Source organism: Acinetobacter bouvetii (assembly GCF_902753875.1).
Lineage (GTDB): Bacteria > Pseudomonadota > Gammaproteobacteria > Pseudomonadales > Moraxellaceae > Acinetobacter > Acinetobacter bouvetii_A.
In genome coordinates, this window is sequence record NZ_CADDTS010000049.1 from 1 (window position 1) to 19912 (window position 19912).

Below are 19912 nucleotides of genomic sequence, written 5' to 3' on the forward strand. Positions count from 1 at the left end.
GAAGAATTGGAATTGAGCATGTATTTGGCAGTTTGAAAACCTTCAAAATTCTTGCTGAGCGATATCGCAATCGAGGCAAAAGACTAGCATTAAGATTCAATCTAATTGCTGGAATTTATAACTTGGAGCTGAGTGAAAAATGACTTATGAAAGAAATCTAATAAATTTAATTAACTATACAAAAAAAACCAACTTATCTTAAATATTGATGGTTTAGACAAGCCTCAGCTTTTGAGTGTTTTTGCAACAAAGCAGAACGCTAATAAAAATATTCTAAATAACATTTCACATAAAATTCACTATCAGATACATACTCTTTAATTGAGAGTAAAACGCTGAAATTTATAATTGTAAAAAATTTAGCCGATGCTTTTAAGATAGATTAAGTAAATCGTATCAAATATAAATTTATATAGGTGTATTCTTCAATGGCTATAGAATTTGTTTCAAAATCAAAACTACCTACTGCATTTGGCAATTTTGAAATTATAGCATTTCAAGACCAAAGTACTGGTGAAGAACATATTGCTCTTGCCAAAGGCATGAATACTATTTCTAATCAACCAGTACTTGTTAGAATTCATTCAGAATGCTTAACAGGTGATGCTTTTGCTTCACTGAAATGTGACTGTGGTCCACAATTACATTCAACTATGAAAATGATCAATGATGCAGGTCAAGGTGTGATCTTATACTTACGCCAAGAAGGTCGCGGCATAGGACTAACCAATAAAATTCGAGCTTACGCACTTCAAGATCAAGGACATGATACTCTTGAAGCCAATTTATTATTAAATTTACCAGCAGATGCTCGTAAATATGATATGTGTACCATTATGTTAGATTATTTAAAAATAAAGAATGTAAAACTCATTACAAATAATCCCCTTAAAATTAAATCTTTAACTGATTTAGGAATTAATGTTGTTGAACGTATTCCTTTAAAAGTTGGTTTAAATATCTTTAACAAAGCTTATCTAGAAACAAAGCAAAAACGCATGTCACATCTATATGATAATAGTGATTTTTAAAAGCGATCACTTTTAGAAAAAAATCCACGTATAAAGTTCCATCTCCCTCTCGGGAGAAGACTAAGATAAATACTGTTTTATATTTAATTATGGTTTTAAAGAATACGCAAATACCTATCAAAGGAGCTGGCTTATTATTTATTTTCTCTCAGGATTTGTGAAAAAACTGTGACTTTTTCTAAAGTTGCGTTCATTCCTTTATTAAAAAAAGTGTCGACGAGCGCTGAACCGATAACAATAAGATCTACTTTATTGGCTAAGGCTTTAACGTGGTTTTCATTTTTGATCCCAAAGCCAATTGCAACAGGAATATTAAAAATAGGTTTGATTTCAGCAATCTTTTTCTCAAGATTAGATAGATTGAAGTCTCCTCCTGTTAAGCCATTTTCTGCAACATGATATAAAAACCCTGTCGCGCGTGCTGAAATTTGCTCCAACCTTTCAACTGGTGTCGTCGGCGCGGTCATTGCAATTAAATGCATATTTTTTTCATTTAACTGCACCTCAAATTTTTCTCGATATCCATATGGAACATCTAAAATCAATATTCCATCTATAAGGTTTTCTGTTTCGGCGATAAGTTTCTCAAAACCATATTGTATAATCGGATTTAAATAAGTCATGAAAATTATTGGTGTCTGGTCATCATGCAGCCTGATTACTTTTACCAACTCAATGGTCTGTTTCACCGTTTGACCTGAACCTAAAGCCCTAAGATGCGCTGCTTGAATGATTTCCCCATCTGCCACTGGATCAGAAAATGGAATGCCAACTTCAATAATGTCAGCCCCAGCTTGACCTAATTGGCTCAACAGACGACAACTTTCTGCGAAATTAGGATCTCCAGCAGTAAAATAACAGACCAGACCACTTCGATTTTCCAGTTTCAATTGCTCTAATTTTTGATCTAGACGGTTCATGCTGTAGCTCCTGCAAGATATTTTTTGACCGTGTTTAAGTCTTTGTCACCTCTGCCGCTTAAATTGACAATAATGATCTGTTCTGGCTGCATTTCTTGAGCAAGTTGAATCGCATACGCAATTGCATGGGAACTCTCAAGCGCAGGAATAATACCCTCCTGTTGGCTTAAAAGCTGAAATGCATTTACAGCTTCTTGATCGGTTATAGCCGTATATCTCACACGTCCTGTTTCAAACAGAATACCATGCTCAGGGCCGACACCAGGATAATCTAAGCCAGCCGATATAGAATGCCCTTCTAAAATCTGCCCGTCTAAATCTTGTAATAAATAGGTTAAATTGCCATGCAGCACACCAACTTGACCTTTGCAAATAGAGGCGGCATGTTCACCACTATTTGTTCCTTTTCCACCTGCCTCAACGCCAAACATTTTGACATTCAGGTCTTCTAGAAAGGGATGCATCAACCCCAATGCATTTGATCCACCACCAACACAAGCAACCAAAGCATCCGGTAATTTATTTTCTTTGAGCAGTATTTGGTTTCTGGCTTCTAAACCAATAATTTTTTGAAATTCTCTGACCATCGTCGGATATGGGTGAGGGCCTGCGCCAGTACCCAACAGGTAATAGGTTGTATTAACATGACTAATCCAGTCACGTAATGCTTCGTTCATCGCATCTTTTAAAGTCCCACGACCTTTTTGAACACTTCTGACTTCAGCACCGAGTAATTTCATACGTTCAACATTCATTTGTTGCCGCTGAATATCTGTTTCTCCCATAAAAATGGTACATTTCATCTTAAACAGCGCGCAAACCGTTGCTGTTGCAACACCATGTTGCCCAGCACCCGTTTCTGCAATGATTCTGGTTTTACCCATAAATTTGGCTAATAAGATTTGCCCTACACAATTATTAATCTTATGCGCACCCGTATGGTTCAAATCTTCTCGCTTGAAATATATTCGAGCGCCGCTTGCATAAGCTGTTAGGTTTTTTGCAAAAAAAAGAGGACTAGGACGACCAACAAAGTCCGTTAAAATCTGCTGATATTCAGCCCAAAATTCAGGTTTGTGCCGAACAGTATTAAAGGCTTGCTCTAATTCTTGAAGTGCTGGCATTAAGCTCTCTGGCATGTAACATCCACCAAATTTACCAAAAAATCCCAAGTCATCAGGACCATTACCTGTATAAGGGGTTGTCATCTCATATCTCTTACTGTATCCATTTTTTTCATCTTAAAATATTTTCATTTTTCTGATAATTGATATATTTTGAGCTGATGATGTTAGAAAATTTTACAACATGAAACGCAGAACACTCCCTCCCCTTAATGCTTTAAAATCATTTGAAGCAGTTGCTAGAAATAAAAGTTTTAGCTTAGCTGCGGAAGAATTGTGTGTCACCCATAGTGCGATTAGTCATCAAATAAAGCAGTTAGAAGAATGGTTAGATAAAAAATTGTTTATTCGACATTCCTCGACCATCTCTCTGACGGCGGACGCCGAAGAATTATCGCTCGTTTGTACGCAATTTTTTAATCGTTTAGAACAATGTGTCTTTGAGTTAACAAATAAAACATCAGAGGTAGAGGTGGTAATAGGCGCTTCTCATAGTTTTATGGCAAATTGGCTGATTCCCCGATTAGAAAAGCTCGAAGTCATTTATCCCAATATCCATATCAAATTAATGACATGTAATGAGTTAAAATTATTAGAAAAAGAGAAAGTTGACATATTGATCAATAGCATCAGTGAGAATCATCTACTTCCTAACTTTTTGAATAAATATCTGTTATTTCCCGATAACATGGGTCCTATTTGTAATCGTGAAATAAATCTTCTTCATTCCGTAAATGATCTTTTAAACTATCCATTACTTCATACCCACTCAAATAAAAGTGCATGGCATACATGGTTTGATCAGTTTCAAATAAGCTTTTGCCCAAAATCCAATGACCGTTATTTTGATAGTCTGAATTTAATGATAGAAGCTGCCGTGTCTGGGTTAGGAATTGCCATAGCACCTCAAATTCTAGTAGAAAAAGAAATGTTAAATGGAAAGATCATTGCCCCTTTTGATTTTATCTATTGTGACTATAATTTTTATGCAATGGTCAGAAAAAATAATGAAAATCGTGATGTTATGAATATCATTAATTGGTTAATGGCCGAAGAAAAAAGTTAAACATTTAATCTTTGATTTGAAAAATTCTATTCAATTGCTCATCTATAACGTCTATTTCACATTCTATTCACGCTGTGCTGCCTAAGGTATAAACATACACTTCATACGGACACTGATGATGAGACTTGTAAAAACACTAATTGCTACAGCCTTATCCTTGCCGCTTCTGTTGTTAGCCGGATGTAAAAGTATTCCCAGTTATTCAGACGATTACGCCCAATCCAGAAATGGTATTCAGGGGATAGCGCTGGATCAGGCTAAAGCTCAGGATATCGGCCTCCGCTTTACCTCAGCCTTTAATACCTTGGGCACACCTAAATTCGTTGAAAATGCTGGAGCACTGTATGCAGATCAGCTTTTTATTAACGACACTCTGTCGCAATTTTCATCGCGTCAAAATCTGCTGGAGCACTTTCAAGGCATGAACAAACGGGTCAGCAAGGTCAGCGTCAAGCTGTTAAACGCTTCTTATCATCAGGACTCTGCCTATGTGCACTGGCATATGGCCTATGATTTTAAAATATTCGGCACGACCCGCAGTATGGACTCTTACGGTATCAGTGAAATCAAGATCAACGAAAACAACAAGATTATTTTCCAGCAGGATTTCTGGGACCCTGCGAACGGCCTGTACCGTTCCCTGCCTTATGTTGGAGGGGTCTACTCATGGCTACTGCCTTTCAAAAAATAGCGATCAGCACGGCGTTAGTGATGGGATGTAGCTTCAGTCCATGGGCACAGGCACAAAGCCTGAATCAATGCGGCAATGGTCCGCTGATGGTGGGTCAAAAACAGGTCGGTATGGCCAGTTATTTTGCCCAAAACTGTAGCCAATTCTGGGAAAAACAAAATATACAGATGGACTTTTCCTATACACAGAATATTCCGGAATGGGCATTTAAGCGTGCGGCCACACATTTACTGAAACGTAATGTTAAAGACGCAAAAATACATGCTCTATTCAAACCAATCACCGATTTGTATCGTCCGGTCAGATCAGGCGACCTATACCGTTTAAAATACAACCATGCTACACAGACCCTGAGCTTATCCTTGAACCAGCAAGGTTTAGGGCAGCTTAAACATCCTCTGGCACAACAATATTTTAATATATGGCTGGGTCCCCAGCCATTTAGTGCTAAATTAAAACAGCAATTATTAAATTAGTATCTGCCGCTATGTCGAAACATTTTATCCTGATGGTTGAAGACCATTATGAACTGGCCTCTACCCTATGCGAGTTTCTGGAAGAACATGGCTTTGTGGTCGATCATGCCCGCAATCTGAGTGCTGCTAGACAATTACTGAAACAGCAACGCTACCATATCTTGCTACTAGACATTAATTTGCCTGATGGTTCTGGTTATGAATTGTGCGAGTGGTTACGCAATGAAGAGGGGTTGGACTTACCTGTCTTGATGCTTACCGCTCGGGATACCTTGGATGATAAACTCAAAGGCTTCAATTCCGGCACGGATGATTATCTGGTCAAGCCCTTTGACTTTAACGAGCTGGTGGTTCGGGTCAAGGCCCTGATCAAACGCTCCCTGGGTGAAGTATCCAACAGTCGTCTGCAAATTCATGACCTAATTTTGGACCCCGCAACACAGCAGCTAACTCGAGCTGGCCAGAACATTGAATTGCCTCCAATTCAGTTTAAACTTTTGAAGCTACTGATGCGTCACTCTCCTAAAGTACTGACCAAACAGGAAATTATGATGGAGCTTTGGGGTGACGAAGAGCCAGAAAGTGATGCTCTGCGCAGTCATATCTATAATTTACGCAAAATGGTCGATAAACCCTTTGAACAAAAGCTGATTCACACCATATCCGGGATTGGTTTAAAGATTGCTTTCGAAGATGAAGCCTAATTTAGGTACACAACGACAATCAGTCCAGTGGTCATTGCTAGATCAACATTCTGATGAGTGTCAAGATAATATTGCCTGTCAAACAGCTCCACACGCCAACCTAGCTGTTTGCATAGCTTTTGCACCAATTGCAATCCAATGCCATGCCCTTTGATTTCCAGTTGTAGCTGCTGGCCAGACAGTTCCTGAACCTTAGAATTGTTAGGTAAAGGCATGCCGACCCCATTGTCAGCAATCAGCACTTTATTTTTTTCCAGAATCACATCAATTTCTGTGCCCTGTGAATAGTTCAGTGCATTGCGCAGAATATTACCAAACACCATTTTAGTCATGGATGGATAAAGTTTACGCGGCTGTTCATCGAGGTCTTTTTGCAGGTCAATCTGCATGCCTTTGTTATGACTGACACTCTCTAGATCCTGCACCAGATTGTCCAGACATTCTGAAAGCATGGTCGGTTCAGCAGTTAAAGTATTGGTGGTATTGCGGGCAATAGCCAGCAAGGTATCGACCAGCAGCTGCATGTCTTCAATGGTGTTATGCAGGCGGGTAAAGGACTTGTTGTCGCCATAGCGTGCCTGACACAGCTGCACATTGCCTTTTAAAATGGTCAGTGGCGTGCGCAGCTCATGGCTGACATCTCCGGTAAATTCACGCTCACGCTGAATAAATTCGCTTAATACCTGATGATATTTTTCCAGCGCCTGCTTGAGGTATTCAGCTTCCAGATTGGAGTCGGTGCGGATGTCCTGAAAAGGCGAAGCCTGATTTTTCTGATGTTCCCAGTCAATATGCTCCAGCGCATTAGCAAGACGGGTAATCGGGGAAAAATAACGTCGGGCCCGACGGTTCCACCACCACAATACGCTATACAGTACGAACAGGCTGACCATCAGCGGTGCCAGACCAAACAGCCAGACCAGCTTGTTGACGTTGCTTTCGCCAAACACCAGCAGCACATGCTGTCCGTCTTTTTCACCATACACGGTCATGCGCTCCTTGCCATCGACAAAATGCCGGTTCACCCCTTGCTCAAGCTGCATGTGTCGAAACTGGAGCGGCGGGACATCGTTCCAGCGGTAACCATACAGGTTTTTGGTGTCGGGCAGTTCAGCAGCCGGATTACGTTCCAGCCGCTGCCAGTAGTGTGACATTTCCTGTTCCAGTGCAGTTCTGAGCAAGGAACCCTTGATTACCCAGGCACTACAGGCAATCCCGATCACCACAGATAGGGCAATGAATCCGATTTGCAGCCAGTAGTAGCGATTAAACACTTCACCCAGAGGATGATCGCGCTTGTTCCTAAACAGCCTTAACATTAGCTATATTCCCCGCTGGCCCATCCGATTCATCGTTCAATTATATGGCTTTTTTCTTAAACAGAAAGTGGCCGATCACCCACTCACGTCCATGGTCATAACCGAACAGCTCGGCACAGGCCATAAAGAAAATCCGCCAGCGCTGCCACCAGATGGCGGCATCTACACCATAGGTCTGTTCAAATAAGGGGCGCAGCTCGTCCTGTTTCCGGTCCATGTTCTCGAGCCAGGCATTTGCGGTGCGTTCATACTGCGTGCCGGCCCATTGCCAGTGCTGCTCTAATTGCAAATGCTGCTGGAAATGTAGAAAGGTCGAAGCTGCCGGCATCAGTCCGCCACTAAAGAAATATTTCGACATCCAGTCGAATTCATTTTTCACTTCAAACGGATAATGCAGGAAACGGTGACAGAAAATATGGCACCAGAGCAGACCATCCGCTTTCAGCCAGCTGCTGATATTTTCAAACAGTTTCTGGTAATTACGTACGTGTTCAAACATTTCCACCGAAACTACGCGGTCAAAGGACGCGGGTTCCAGTTGCAGTACATTGACGTCGCAGGTGATCACCGTCAGGTTCTGCAGTTTTTTCAGACGCGCCTGTTCCTGAATATACTGGCGCTGGGTCGAGGAATTCGACACCACCGTAATGCGGGCCTTGGGATAATGCTCGGCCATATACAGACTCAACGATCCCCAGCCACAGCCAATTTCCAGAATATCCTGTCCATCTTTTAACTGTGCACGCTGGCAATAGCTGGCCAGTGCGGCTTCTTCCGCCTGATCCAGGGTGGTATGAGTATGTTCAAACAGGCTAGCGCTGTATTTCAGACGCTTGCCCAGCACCGCCTGGAAAAATGCGGTGGGCAGTTCATAGTGCTGTTCATTGGCCTTTTCGGTCTCGATGGCAATCTCGCTGTTTTTCAGCATATGCAGCACATCCATATAGCGCCGAGCTGCCAGTGCCGGGTCAAAGCGTCCTTCCTGTGCCAGACGTTTTTTGCTTAGGCTGCGAATGCCGGCGCGAATGACTGAATCGGGCAGCTTGCCGCTTTCGACCAGTTTTAAAGATTGTTGAATCATAAAGTCCATGTATTTACCTACTGTTTGGGTGGCCACGGAATAAACATTGAAGTTCGTCGTTGATAGTCTTTATAGTTGTCGCCGCGATGTGCCAGCGCTTGTTGTTCACTAAAGGGAATCCCGGTGATGTAGTACAGAAACAGCCACATCAGCAGCGGATAAATCCATAATCCATAGGCACCTGCTGCCAGACCAAGGACCGGATAGGCAAACCAGTGCAGCCATTCAAAAAAATAATTCGGATGGCGCGAATATTTCCAGAGTCCCTGATCCATGGTTTTACCTTGATTCTGTGGATCTAGCTTAAAACGGTAAAGTTGTTGGTCGGCAGTGCTTTCGCCTATCAAAGCGGATAGCATGATCATGCCCGCCACAATCACAGTGACCAAAGTCCAGTCATTCCATTGCTCGGTCGAGATACTTACCAGCTTCAGCATTGGGTAAGAAAACAGTAGAGCCAAACCTGCCTGAAATATAAAAAACATCAGAAAACCAAGATGCTGATAATCCCCCATCGCTCGGCGCATGTTGGCATAACGCGTGTCTTCTTGGGTTTCACTGGCATAGCGCCGTAACAGATGCCAAGTCAGCCGTGAAAACCAGATCCCACTCGCCAGTCCCAGAAATAAGCGAACCAAGATCGGTGCACTGTCAATCGCCCAAGCGGCAATAATCACATTGAGGGCAATACTGAAACTCCAAGCGACATCGACCAGCCCTGCTCTGCGGTTATAGGTCACCAGCAGCCAGCTACAGAGCATGATAAAGACATTCAGCATCAGTAAATTCAGCAGCATTTCGTCCCTCCTGTTTTATCTTGGCTTAGTAGGCACTGGCTTCGAACAGCAGATGTACATCACTGATCACGCCTTCGCGGAAGCCACCTTCGCAATAACACAGATAAAAATCCCACATGCGGATAAAACGCTCATCAAAGCCGAGTTGCAGGACCTGATCATGCTGCTGCAAGAAACGCTGACGCCAGTGGTGCAAGGTCTGGGCATAGCTCTGGCCGATATCTTCCAGATGTTTGAGACGCAGTTTTTGTTCGGAAGCGGTCTGGGTCATGACACTGATACAGGGAATAAAACTGCCTGGGAAAATATAGCGCTTGATATAGTCCACGGTATTCAGGGCTTTGGCATAGCGTGCATCTTCAATGGTGATGGCCTGAATCAGGGCCAGACCATTCGGTTTCAGCAGCTCACGGCATTTCTGGAAATAGGTGGATAAATACTGCTCACCTACGGCTTCGATCATTTCAATCGACACCAGCTTGTCGTATTTGCCTTCCAGTAAACGGTAATCTTTCAGCTGCACAGTCACACGATGTGACAGTCCGGCTGCAGCGACCCGGGCCACGGCTTCATCATACTGTGCTCTGGAAATGGTGATGGTGGTGACTTTGCAGCCATACTGCTGCGCGGCATAAATGGCAAAACCGCCCCAGCCGCTGCCAATTTCGACCAAATGATCCATCGGTTTGAGTTGCAGTTTCTGGCAGATCAGCTCTTTTTTATAATCCGAAGCCTGTTCCAGGCTCATGCCCGGCTCTTTAAACACCGCACTGGAATACATCATGCTGTAATCCAGGAACAGCTTGAAAAAGTCATTACTCAGGTCATAATGCTCGGCAATATTTTTGCGGCTGCCATCAATCGAATTCTTGCGCGATTTATACCAGACCTTTAACAGTAACTGGCTGGCTTTGGCCACTGCATTCTGATTCATCAGATCCAGCACATCGCGGTTACGTGCCAAAATGCGGATCACATTGACCAGATCTTCACTGCTCCAGTAACCGCGGATAAAACCCTCTGCTGCACCGAGCACACCATTACGGAACAACAGTTCCATCAGACGGGCATCATGCACCTGAATCACAGCCTCAAGATCGCTGTTTTCCCCGACCGACCCGTTCCAGACGCCTTTAAAAATCAGCTGACCATGCCGTAATTTCAGCAAATGCCGTAATACTACCGGCAGTGTGCTTTGCTCTCCCATGAATAGTGTTTTCATTGCAATGTGTTTCCTTTTTCTTTTTTAGGATGCCGGTAAAACGGAATTTTCTTTTTCCATAAACGAAAGGCATGCAAATAAATTCCGCTGATCATCCTGAAGGGTTCAAGAACTTTCAGCACAGCATAGCGATGCTGCTGTGAAGGAACCGTGATGGCCTGCAGGGAAAATTGCATCGTGGCATCGAATTGCAGCACGCCCTGCTCAAACAGCTGCATATGAATCACGTTCTGCTGATCGGAGAAGCTGAAGCGCCAGCGGTAATCCAGTGCCATCGGCATGAACGGCGATACATGGAAAGCCTTTTTAAAATCAAACTGGTGGCTCTGGTACGGAGCATGTTCAGCTGTATTGTTCCGGCAGTCGTGGATATAGACCTGACGTTCATTCCACGGTGTGTTGGTGATTTCGCTGAGGACAAAGAGCAGTTGATCGGTGGCACCAAAGACCAGATAAAACACCACGGAATTAAAGCGAAAGCCGAGTGTGCGCGGCAAAGCCAGCACCCGGATGGAAGCGGCATGCGATAACAGATAGTTTTCCCGCTTGATCAGCTGGCGTGCGACCTTCTGCCGAATCGAACCACATTCCATGGTCAGAAAGTCACGCTCATCCAGGGTCAGGAAATTCCAGCGGCTAGAGGACCACAGCCAGGATTTTCGGGTAAAGGTCGAGAGTTGATCCGGATCAAACCATAAATAGGTCAGCTGGGTCTCAAAAGCATGGGCTTTGGGCAAATAACGGCGATGCCGAATTTCGGCAGCGGCGATCGCCAGTGGATAGATCTGCATCATGTGCTCCTAGGCCACCTGCTCAGTCTGCTGCAATAGCTGATCGACCACCCAGGCTGCGCTGCGCGCCCCATCTTCGTGGAAGCCCCAACCCCAATAGGCGCCGCAGTATGAAGTCCGGTTCTGGGCATTAACCTCGCTCCAGCGTTGTTGTGCTTCAATCGCCGGGGCATCAAACACCGGATGGCGGTAATACCGCTCTACCCAGACTTTTTTCGGATCCAGGGCAAAATTAGGATTCAGGGTGGCAAAGACCTGGGTTTTGCATTTCAGGTTCTGCAGCTGGTTCATCCAGTAACTGAAACCATAATGAATGCCGCTGTGCTGGAATGGGGTATGTTCAGCAGCCTGACTCGGCGTCACATGCACATGCCAGCTGGCCCACTGGCGTCTGGATTTGGGCATGATGCGGGTATCGGAATGCACCACCATACGGTTATCCTGATAGCGGAACTTACCGAGTACATCCAGTTCCTGCGCAGAAGGGTCTTTCAGTAATTTCAGACTATCATCAGCATGGCTGGCAAACACGACCCAGTCAAAACGTTCGGTGCCCTGTGCTGTTTCAACTAGTACATCATTGGCACTGCGGGATACATGCAGAACACCCATCTTGCGGAAGGTAATATTCGCCTGGGACTGAATCGCACGAACGTAGCGAGCTGATCCCCCCTTGACCGTAAGCCATAACGGCCGGTCTTTTAATTGCAACATGCGATGGTGCTGGAAAAAGCTCACCACAAATTTATAGGGAATCTGTCCGGCTTGCTCCACCGGGCAGGACCACAGCGCTCCACACATCGGATAGAGATGTTCCTGACGGAAGGCTTCAGAATAACCATGCTGATTCAGATATTCATCAATACTGAGCTGTGCATAAACCTGCTCCACATCCAGATCTTTATTGGCGGCATAGAAGCGGAACAGATCCGACAACATCGCGCGAAAATCAGCCTTTAAAAAGTTTTGCGGTCTAAACAGCAGCGAGAATTTTTTCGATGGATTGTACTGCAAGCCCGTGACCTGATTGTTCACCGAAAAGCCCATGTCACTGCTTTGCGATTGAATCCCGAGTTCTTTCAGCATGGCGCAGAACAGTGGATAGTTGTGCTCGTTAAACACAATAAAGCCACTGTCTACTGCGACCTGTTCGCCGTCTATATTCAGCTGATGGGTATCGGTATGGCCTCCAAAGTAATTATTCTTTTCAAAGACCGTGACTTCATGCACTTTGCTGAGTTTCCAGGCGGCATACAGACCGGAAATACCTGAACCAATAATCGCAATTTTCATGGTGATTCCTTCGATTGAATCGTGTGAGTGCCTGCCGTAGCGGCTTTTTTCTGTTTCCGAGCCTGGGCAATTTTACTGGCTTCATAGACCCGTGCCGGAATCGGCTTGAGTCCCCAGACCAGCCCGAACAAAGACATGAGTTTCAGCAGGTAATAGGTCACATCAATCTGCCACCAGTAAAAACCCTGCCGGGTACTGCCGGCATAATAATGGTGATTGTTGTGCCAGCCTTCGCCTAAGGTAATGATGGATAAGAATAAGTTGTTGCGACTGTGATCTTCAGTGTCAAAATCCCGGCTGCCATAATGATGCGCCAGTGAGTTAATACACAAAGTGGCATGGAGCAGTAACACAGTGGAGACCACAAATCCCCAGACCAGCAATTGCAGGCCGGAAGTGCCGAGTTGAGGTAAAGCCGTGGCCAGCCACTCCCCTAGCGCATAAATCCCGCCCGCGGTCAGCAGCACCACAATTAAACTGAAACGGTCCAGCCAGATCAGTTCCGGATATTTCAGCCAATCTCTAATGACTTCTTTACGCGTGGCAAAGTTATATTCGTTTAAAAACCAGCCAACGTGGCTGTACCAAAAACCATGCGTGGAGGAATGCGGGTCTTGCAAGGTATCGGTATAGCGATGGTGATAACGGTGGTGCGCCGCCCACCAGAGCGGGCCACGCTGCGCACTCATGGTACCCATCAGCACAAACAGGAACTGTACGGGACGCGAAGTTTGAAAAGTTTTATGTGACAGATAACGATGAAAAAAAGCGGTGATGGAAAACATGCGGATCAGGTAGAACGCCAGCATAAAGCCCAGCGCAAACCATGACACCCCCACCCAGAACACGGCGAAACAGGCCAGATGCAACAAAATAAAGGGCAAAATCCGGAGCCACTGAATCTGGCTGTTTTCAGCGGTCAGCGTTTCAGGCGATGTGTGTATGGACCAACTGTCTATCCATCGCATCAAGCTTTTCAACATGGACTCATCCTACTTTTACGCGGTTGTCTTTATTCTATTTGATGAGTGTAATCAGTCAGATATGAATTTTATGTGAAGTGAAATAAAAAAAGCCGAACTGTAGAGAGACTAAGCAGTTCGGCAAAAGGGTAACAGATTAATGCGGCAATTTGATGAGTTTTGTGATGTCATAACCATAATATTTTGCTGTATCCAGATAGGACTGATAGGTGGCTTCATCCAGTTGCGGTTCGCGCGATAAAATCCACAGGTATTTGGTACTTGGTCCACCGACCAGCGCAACTTTATATTCCGGATCCACGCGTAATACCCAGTAATGCCCTTTGGTAAACGGAATCCATCTTAAACCTGGCGGCAAAAAGCTGACCTTCAGTTTGCTGTTGCCCTGATTTTGCGGATAGGCCACCCCTTCAGAGCTGATCATTTCACCATTTTCAATCCGGCAGCTATTTAAAACGCCCATGGTTTGATCGGCATTGACGCTATATTGTGCCGTGATATTAGCTATACATTTACGCTGAAAATACATCGGTAAATGCGCAATTTCATACCATTTACCGGCATACTTCTGTATATCTACTCGTTCAACTGCCTGAGGCGCAGCAGTTTCTGCTTGAGTCGTTGTAAAGCTGATGATAGACAGTGCTATCGCTGCAAAAGCAGACTTAAATCGCATCTTCATTTTTTAGCCCTGTTAGATCTCAGGATTAAGATAACCCAAGTCGATGTGAACAAACTGTGAAGATTAAATGCAGGATGAATGTAGGCGAAATTTCAATCTTACAGCCTGAGAAAATGGGGGAAATCATTTTTTCTTGGATCCCCTTTTAAAGCGGTAAATTGGTTTTTTAGATTCAATGTAGCAATATTGTCGATAGTATTATTTAAAAAAGTCAACTAGATCAACATATTAATTCCTGAACTAATCATCTTTTATAAGGCAATTAAATATGCATATAAAAAAACTTGATTAATTTTATTTTTAAGGTATAGTTAACTCAACTAGAAAAAAGTCTTGTTTCATTAAATCTCTCTTAAGTATCGTCGTTTTATTCATAATTCTTCGTTTTTTTCAGATTTTAAGTTTCATTCTTTATTATTTTCAAAGTTATATGCAGTCAATAAAATGACTAAAAATTATTAAAAAATCAGTAGGATTTATTATGTCAAACTCAAATGTTGTTAAAGGTACCGTTAAGTGGTTCAATGAAACTAAAGGTTTTGGTTTTATTCAACAAGAATCAGGTCCAGATGTTTTTGCGCACTTTAGTGAAATTGCTAACTCAGGTTTTAAAACATTATTCGAAGGCCAACAGGTTGAATTTAGTATTGCTCAAGGTCAAAAAGGACCGAATGCAGTCAATATTGTTGCTATATAAGCACTAATACGAGTTGAAAAAGCACTACTCAGTGCTTTTTTAATTTTAAAGAAAAAGTTGTTCTTCCATATTGGAAAAAAATCATAAAAATAGGATACAAATTGTTAAAAGTTAATGAATTAATTGCAAAATCTAAAAATGGTACCGAAATTATCGTTTCTTTAATTCCCTTAAATAAAATGCAGAATACACGTCAAGGTTTTAAAGAAATTGAAGTGGGTAAAAGAGTTCTTCTGGAATCAGGAATTGAGGTAGATTTAAATTTAGATGGTCGTACATTTTATACGTCTTTAAATCAATTATTTAAGCTAAATCAAAAAGTTATTTAAAAAATAATATATTGCTTAATTAATTGAATAGCCGCTCTGCCATAGTCTTGTTAAAGGTAAACTAATGTTTAAACAAAATCTAAATGTAAAAGACCAATTTGGTATCAAATATTCTATTCAGGCCACGGTTGAGCGCCATTTTAGTGCTAGCCAGCCTTGTTCCCATGTCAAATATATTACCGTGGATGGTGAAGATATTCGACCTAGCTTTGATATGTTTTTCCAAAGTTCTTCAAGTGGAAAAATTTTCAAGATTATCTAAATTATTCCCAACCTATTCAGGACGGCATCTGTTTATAGAGGTCTGTAAAATACAGCACATTCACATGGTCGAACCGATGATACCACACTAAAAAACTATGCAGCACCATCATTGCCAAGCTCTTTATTTCAGTCTATAGAGTGAAAACGGGCAAAGTCCGTGGCAAGTGCTGAGAGTTCCTTTTCTAGATTTCCGTTCTTATTTCAGCCTGAAATTATCATCTAAATATTCAAACATTTCTCTTTTTAAATTTCAAAGCCATTCTTTACTGTCATCTGCAACAGGCGTTTCATGCATCACGTGCTGAATCATGGCATAAGCGATACTACCCTTGAACGGAATTTCGGGTAACTGATCATACTTGAAAAATTGCGCGTCGCTGAGTTCATCTTCCTGAATCTGAATCTCACCCGAGTGATACTCTGCCCTGAAAGCCATCATCAGGTTGCTGGGAAAAGGCCACGGCTGGCTGGCCAGATATTGAATATTTTTGATTTGTAGCCCCACTTCTTCCAGCGTTTCGCGGCGTACTGCCTCTTCCAGAGTTTCTCCAACTTCAACAAAGCCTGCAATCAGGCTGTACATCTGGGTTTTATTGCGGGCATTTCTTGCCAGCAAAATTTCATCTGCACCTCGAGTAATGATGGTAATCACACAAGGATTTACCCGCGGATACTGGTTATAGCAACAGGATGGACAGACCATGGCATACTGGCTGGTATGCTGCTGGGTGGCGTGACCGCATTTACTGCAAAAGCGGTGGTTACGGCGCCATTCCAGTAACTGTACCGCACGGCTGGCCTGTTCAAACTGCGGTATGCTCCAGACTTGCACCAGTTGCCGGATCGGAACCAGCTGATAACCTTCCGGTATCGGTTCGTCTTCTTTCAGGTCACGAGCAATGATCGCGCCATTTTCCAACAGGTTCAGGTCATGCTGCAGTCGTTCTACATGCGGCAACTGGAAATGCTCATCCACCAGTAATTGTTGCTGTCTAAAAATATACGCTTTTGAATGCATGCTCATGACATCCACTGATTAAAAAAAATCCCATACATAGGAGTGTATGGGACAAAACTAAGGAAGCTTACATGGAGTAACTTCTAAGCAGATACTAGGTGCAAGCTGCCTGAATTACAACCATAATAATTTGTATCTTTTTGATTAAAATCACATAATTTTCACACCACCTATGCATTAAGGAATGATGCAATGTGAATTTCATCAATGGGCTGTAGCATTACAGAGATGGACAGTCTTTTATTGCAGCAATCATGATTCCTGTGCAATGCCAGCTGGTCATCTGGTCGAGTTGAATTGATTCAACATGCGCGTTGATCTTTATTTTCACAAAAAATTGAACTGTTCGGCTTTACACTGCGCTCTCTTTCACTGGTTCTGAGATAGGTATGCGTTTCGGTTTAATTCTGGGTGACCAGCTTCATCATCAGCTTGCTACGCTCAAAGCGCTGGACCGTACCCAGGATGTGATCCTGATGGCCGAAGTGGTTGAGGAAGCCACGTATGTCGCGCATCATCCGCAAAAAATTGCCCTGATTTTTAGCGCCATGCGTCATTTTGCCAAAGAGCTCAAGGCCGAGGGCTGGCGTGTACGTTATCATGCTTTTCAGTCCGGAAGTCCGATTCGCAGCCTGCTAGATTTTGTGCAGGGACAGCAACAACTGTTCCCTGTCACAGAACTAGTCATGACCCAATGCGGAGAATACCGCTTGCAGCAGCAGATTCAACAGCACTGGAGCCCACGGCTACAACTGCCCGTACAGTGCCTGAATGACGACCGTTTTTTCTGTAGTCTGGAGCAGTTCCGCCACTTTGCCAGTCGCTACCAGACGTTGCGCATGGAATATTTTTACCGGGAAATGCGTAAACAGACCGGTTATTTGATGCAGAGACAGCAGCCGCTTGGACAACAGTGGAACTATGACAGCGCCAATCGCAAGGCATGGTCAGGCACTCCACCATTGCCTCCAACACTTCATTTTGAACGCGATCAGATTGATCTGGATGTAATGCAAATGGTTGAGCGCGAGTTTCCGCTTCACGCTGGCAGCCTTGACAACTTCCGCTGGGCCACCACACGTAGCAATGCTCTGCTTGCACTGGAGCATTTCATTACCCACAGTTTGCCGCATTTTGGAGATTATCAGGATGCCATGGTTCAGGGTGCAGACATGCTGTTTCACAGCCTGCTCTCGCCTTATCTAAACTGTGGCTTGCTGCTGCCGCGAGAAGTCTGTGATGCCGCAGAAACGGCCTACTATGCCGGTCATGCACCACTGAATGCAGTGGAAGGTTTTATCAGGCAAATCCTCGGCTGGCGCGAATATGTCCGCGGAATTTACTGGCTGTACATGCCGGAGTATGCCAGCCGCAATGCGCTGCAGTACTCAACCCCGTTGCCACAATTTTACTGGACTGGCCGCACTCAGATGAACTGCATGGCTGAGTGTTTCCGTAATACTTTTCAGCATGCGTATGCACATCATATTCAGCGTTTGATGGTGACTGGAAATTTTGCCCTGTTAACGGGTGTAGACCCGCAGCAGATCAGTGAGTGGTATCTGGCAGTATATGCCGACGCCTATGAATGGGTAGAACTACCGAACACCTTGGGCATGGTAATGCATGCCGATGGTGGCTTAATGGCCAGCAAGCCCTATGGGGCTTCGGGCAATTATATCCATAAGATGTCGGATTACTGCAAGCACTGTAGCTACAATGTCAAAACCCGTACCGAACCGGACAGCTGTCCTTTCAACAGCCTGTACTGGTATTTCATGATCCGGCATGAAGCGACATTCCGTACTCATCCACGTATGTGCATGATCTATCGACAGCTGGACAAGCTTAAAGATCGGCCTCAGATTATCAGCCATGCCCAGCAACTTCTTAGCCGGATTGATGAGTTATAAACCATGAAAAAACAGCATTTTCCTGAAAAAATCTGTATGCACTGTTTGCGTCCTTTTACTTGGCGCAAAAAATGGCAACGCTGCTGGGAGGAAGTCAGATACTGTTCTGAACGATGTAAACGTGAGTCCAGACAGCGGTCAAAATCAAACGCTTAGAAACGCTTGTATTGCCGTGAACAATAGGCCCGTATCACGTCGGGTGAACGCAGTTGCAGATGTTTGGTTTTTCGGCCGGTGACGCGTCCACGCCACATTTTAAAACTCGATGCTTTCATATTTTGCCGCATCAAGCGGATCACCGCCGCTTCATTTAAACCATACTCACATAAAATAGCTTCAAAAGGAGTTCTATCTTCCCAAGCCATTTCTATAATTCTGGATAAGTCCTCTTCAGAAAATTGATTCATACCATTCTCGTTTTTAATCATCACGAAGCGTCAATAAGCTTTATCGACTTTAATCTGACTAAAAGAATAACAATACAATCATGAATTTTTTGTGATTTTTCTCTAGTTTACGGACTCAGCACGAATAAAAGGGCTAGTTAAACTAGCCCTGTTAAGTCTTAGTTACCTCTATAAGTCGAATATCCATAAGGACTTAAAAGTAGAGGAATATGATAATGGCTGACACTTCCATCTACCTTAAAAATTACAGGAACTTCAGGAAAGAAAGTATCTTGCTTATTTTTTTTAAACCAGTCCTCAGTTTTAAAAGTAACTTTATAAATACCGGCTTCAAGCTTCTGATTTTCAGGAAACAATCCAGTAATACGGCCATTAGGACCAGTATATTGCTGATTTAACTTCACCCATTTATTCCCAGTACTTTTTTCGAGTACCACTTCGACTTGAGCTGAGGGTAGACCATTTTCTAGATTCAACACATGCACACTTAAAGGGTTAGTTTGTGCGAAAGTCATTGAGGTCAACAATAGTGTTGAAAGTGGCAATAATTTTTTAAACATGATGAATTCCTTAAGGATTGAAAATAGACTTAACAGCTGTTTCAGCGCAGTAATGGTCATTTTTTGCACCCCCTGCTCCGGCAACGCCAATGGCACCGACCACCTGATTTTCATAACTCACAGGTAGGCCGCCACCCAACAGCAGTAGATTAGATAAGGTGGTTAAATTTTTTGCATCCTTGTTTTCATTGGCATTTTGACTTAACAACATAGTCGCCGTTTTGGTCGATAAGGCGGTATAGGCTTTCTTTTCAGCTGCGCCCAAATTATGCGGTCCGACAGTTTCATGCCTGTTTGCCATTAACGTATTTCCGCCCCGATCCACCACCACCACAGCGATATTGTGCTGTATTTTTTGACACGCAGTCACCGCAGCATCCGTAAGAGTTCGTGCTGACTGAGAATCAAGTGAATAAACTTGATTGAATTGAACGGATTGTGCAAAAGTACTGCTACTCATCAGCATTACTGTTGCAATAAGCCCTTTGAGTTTGTTCATCATGATTGCCCTGAATTAAGTTTTAAAAATCTTATACAACCTGAA

Annotated in this window: 24 protein-coding genes and 1 pseudogene; 11 read left to right on the forward strand and 14 right to left on the reverse strand. The window is 43.5% G+C overall.

The window, feature by feature from the left end; all coding sequences use genetic code 11:
• Positions 1–143 (forward strand): annotated as a pseudogene (locus FB6_RS15170) (IS5/IS1182 family transposase); the annotation flags it as partial.
• Positions 144–428: 285 nt separating this feature from the next.
• The gene (ribA, locus tag FB6_RS15175; protein ID WP_120403216.1) at positions 429–1031 is read left to right on the forward strand and encodes a GTP cyclohydrolase II; all 603 of its coding nucleotides are present in this window, start codon (positions 429–431) and stop codon (positions 1029–1031) included.
• Between the two features lie 134 nt (positions 1032–1165).
• Here the strand turns inward: ribA and trpA are convergent, their stop codons facing one another.
• Positions 1166–1951 (reverse strand): tryptophan synthase subunit alpha, encoded by a 786-nt coding sequence (gene trpA / locus FB6_RS15180; RefSeq protein ID WP_120403217.1) that lies wholly within the window; start codon positions 1949–1951, stop codon positions 1166–1168.
• On the reverse strand, positions 1948–3159 hold the full coding sequence (gene trpB, locus FB6_RS15185; RefSeq protein WP_120403218.1) for a tryptophan synthase subunit beta: 1212 nt from the start codon (positions 3157–3159) through the stop codon (positions 1948–1950). The genes trpA and trpB overlap by 4 nt, the downstream gene beginning before the upstream one ends.
• Positions 3160–3259: 100 nt before the next feature.
• Between trpB and FB6_RS15190 the strand changes: the two genes are divergently transcribed.
• The 4 genes from FB6_RS15190 (at position 3260) to FB6_RS15205 (ending at position 6012) form a co-directional block, all read left to right on the forward strand.
• Positions 3260–4141: a LysR family transcriptional regulator gene (locus FB6_RS15190; RefSeq protein WP_120403219.1), complete on the forward strand. Its 882-nt coding sequence runs from the start codon at positions 3260–3262 to the stop codon at positions 4139–4141.
• A gap of 118 nt (positions 4142–4259) precedes the next feature.
• The gene (locus FB6_RS15195) at positions 4260–4832 is read left to right on the forward strand and encodes a nuclear transport factor 2 family protein (RefSeq protein ID WP_174560763.1); all 573 of its coding nucleotides are present in this window, start codon (positions 4260–4262) and stop codon (positions 4830–4832) included.
• A complete protein-coding gene (locus FB6_RS15200) occupies positions 4808–5308 on the forward strand; it encodes a chalcone isomerase family protein (RefSeq protein WP_174560764.1) in 501 nt (166 codons plus the stop codon). Before FB6_RS15195 ends, FB6_RS15200 begins: the two co-directional genes overlap by 25 nt.
• Before the next feature lie 11 nt (positions 5309–5319).
• On the forward strand, positions 5320–6012 hold the full coding sequence (locus FB6_RS15205) for a response regulator transcription factor (RefSeq protein WP_078194299.1): 693 nt from the start codon (positions 5320–5322) through the stop codon (positions 6010–6012).
• On the opposite strand, the gene FB6_RS15210 is transcribed toward FB6_RS15205, so the two are convergent.
• The 8 genes from FB6_RS15210 to FB6_RS15245 all read right to left on the reverse strand — a co-directional run bounded on the left by FB6_RS15210 (position 6009) and on the right by FB6_RS15245 (position 14180).
• The gene (locus FB6_RS15210; RefSeq protein WP_174560765.1) at positions 6009–7331 is read right to left on the reverse strand and encodes a sensor histidine kinase; all 1323 of its coding nucleotides are present in this window, start codon (positions 7329–7331) and stop codon (positions 6009–6011) included. The two genes, FB6_RS15205 and FB6_RS15210, sit on opposite strands and share 4 nt — an antisense overlap.
• 40 nt (positions 7332–7371) lie before the next feature.
• Positions 7372–8421 carry an SAM-dependent methyltransferase gene (locus tag FB6_RS15215; RefSeq protein WP_174560766.1) on the reverse strand — a complete coding sequence of 350 codons (1050 nt, stop codon included), beginning with the start codon at positions 8419–8421 and terminating at the stop codon, positions 7372–7374.
• An 8-nt stretch (positions 8422–8429) separates the two neighbouring features.
• Positions 8430–9209, reverse strand: coding sequence for a DUF1295 domain-containing protein (locus FB6_RS15220; protein WP_174560767.1), 780 nt, complete (start codon positions 9207–9209; stop codon positions 8430–8432).
• A 25-nt stretch (positions 9210–9234) separates the two neighbouring features.
• Positions 9235–10431: an SAM-dependent methyltransferase gene (locus tag FB6_RS15225; RefSeq protein ID WP_120403224.1), complete on the reverse strand. Its 1197-nt coding sequence runs from the start codon at positions 10429–10431 to the stop codon at positions 9235–9237.
• Positions 10428–11222 carry a DUF1365 domain-containing protein gene (locus FB6_RS15230; RefSeq protein ID WP_174560850.1) on the reverse strand — a complete coding sequence of 265 codons (795 nt, stop codon included), beginning with the start codon at positions 11220–11222 and terminating at the stop codon, positions 10428–10430. Before FB6_RS15230 ends, FB6_RS15225 begins: the two co-directional genes overlap by 4 nt.
• Before the next feature lie 9 nt (positions 11223–11231).
• Entirely contained in the window at positions 11232–12515 is a 1284-nt protein-coding gene (locus FB6_RS15235) for an NAD(P)/FAD-dependent oxidoreductase (protein ID WP_174560768.1), read from the reverse strand.
• Positions 12512–13498, reverse strand: coding sequence for an acyl-CoA desaturase (locus FB6_RS15240; RefSeq protein WP_174560769.1), 987 nt, complete (start codon positions 13496–13498; stop codon positions 12512–12514). Before FB6_RS15240 ends, FB6_RS15235 begins: the two co-directional genes overlap by 4 nt.
• 136 nt (positions 13499–13634) lie before the next feature.
• Positions 13635–14180, reverse strand: coding sequence for a lipocalin family protein (locus tag FB6_RS15245; RefSeq protein WP_174560770.1), 546 nt, complete (start codon positions 14178–14180; stop codon positions 13635–13637).
• Positions 14181–14661: 481 nt separating this feature from the next.
• Here FB6_RS15245 and FB6_RS15250 point away from each other — a divergent pair, with 481 nt between their 5' ends.
• The 3 genes from FB6_RS15250 to FB6_RS15260 all read left to right on the forward strand — a co-directional run bounded on the left by FB6_RS15250 (position 14662) and on the right by FB6_RS15260 (position 15468).
• On the forward strand, positions 14662–14877 hold the full coding sequence (locus FB6_RS15250) for a cold-shock protein (protein WP_004799092.1): 216 nt from the start codon (positions 14662–14664) through the stop codon (positions 14875–14877).
• Between the two features lie 101 nt (positions 14878–14978).
• On the forward strand, positions 14979–15206 hold the full coding sequence (locus FB6_RS15255) for a hypothetical protein (RefSeq protein WP_004761266.1): 228 nt from the start codon (positions 14979–14981) through the stop codon (positions 15204–15206).
• Between the two features lie 64 nt (positions 15207–15270).
• A complete protein-coding gene (locus FB6_RS15260; protein ID WP_174560771.1) occupies positions 15271–15468 on the forward strand; it encodes a hypothetical protein in 198 nt (65 codons plus the stop codon).
• Between the two features lie 252 nt (positions 15469–15720).
• On the opposite strand, the gene nudC is transcribed toward FB6_RS15260, so the two are convergent.
• Entirely contained in the window at positions 15721–16494 is a 774-nt protein-coding gene (nudC, locus tag FB6_RS15265; protein WP_174560772.1) for an NAD(+) diphosphatase, read from the reverse strand.
• Between the two features lie 383 nt (positions 16495–16877).
• On the opposite strand from nudC, the gene FB6_RS15270 reads away from it, so the two are divergent.
• Both FB6_RS15270 and FB6_RS15275 read left to right on the forward strand, forming a co-directional pair.
• The gene (locus FB6_RS15270; RefSeq protein WP_120403231.1) at positions 16878–18401 is read left to right on the forward strand and encodes a cryptochrome/photolyase family protein; all 1524 of its coding nucleotides are present in this window, start codon (positions 16878–16880) and stop codon (positions 18399–18401) included.
• A 36-nt stretch (positions 18402–18437) separates the two neighbouring features.
• Positions 18438–18557, forward strand: coding sequence for a DUF2256 domain-containing protein (locus tag FB6_RS15275; RefSeq protein ID WP_236162469.1), 120 nt, complete (start codon positions 18438–18440; stop codon positions 18555–18557).
• On the opposite strand, the gene FB6_RS15280 is transcribed toward FB6_RS15275, so the two are convergent.
• The 3 genes from FB6_RS15280 to FB6_RS15290 all read right to left on the reverse strand — a co-directional run bounded on the left by FB6_RS15280 (position 18554) and on the right by FB6_RS15290 (position 19867).
• The gene (locus FB6_RS15280; RefSeq protein WP_078194347.1) at positions 18554–18808 is read right to left on the reverse strand and encodes a TIGR03643 family protein; all 255 of its coding nucleotides are present in this window, start codon (positions 18806–18808) and stop codon (positions 18554–18556) included. The two genes, FB6_RS15275 and FB6_RS15280, sit on opposite strands and share 4 nt — an antisense overlap.
• Positions 18809–18966: 158 nt before the next feature.
• Positions 18967–19368 carry a hydroxyisourate hydrolase gene (uraH, locus tag FB6_RS15285; protein WP_004981585.1) on the reverse strand — a complete coding sequence of 134 codons (402 nt, stop codon included), beginning with the start codon at positions 19366–19368 and terminating at the stop codon, positions 18967–18969.
• A 10-nt stretch (positions 19369–19378) separates the two neighbouring features.
• Positions 19379–19867: a GlcG/HbpS family heme-binding protein gene (locus FB6_RS15290; protein WP_171263817.1), complete on the reverse strand. Its 489-nt coding sequence runs from the start codon at positions 19865–19867 to the stop codon at positions 19379–19381.
• Positions 19868–19912 lie beyond the last annotated feature (45 nt).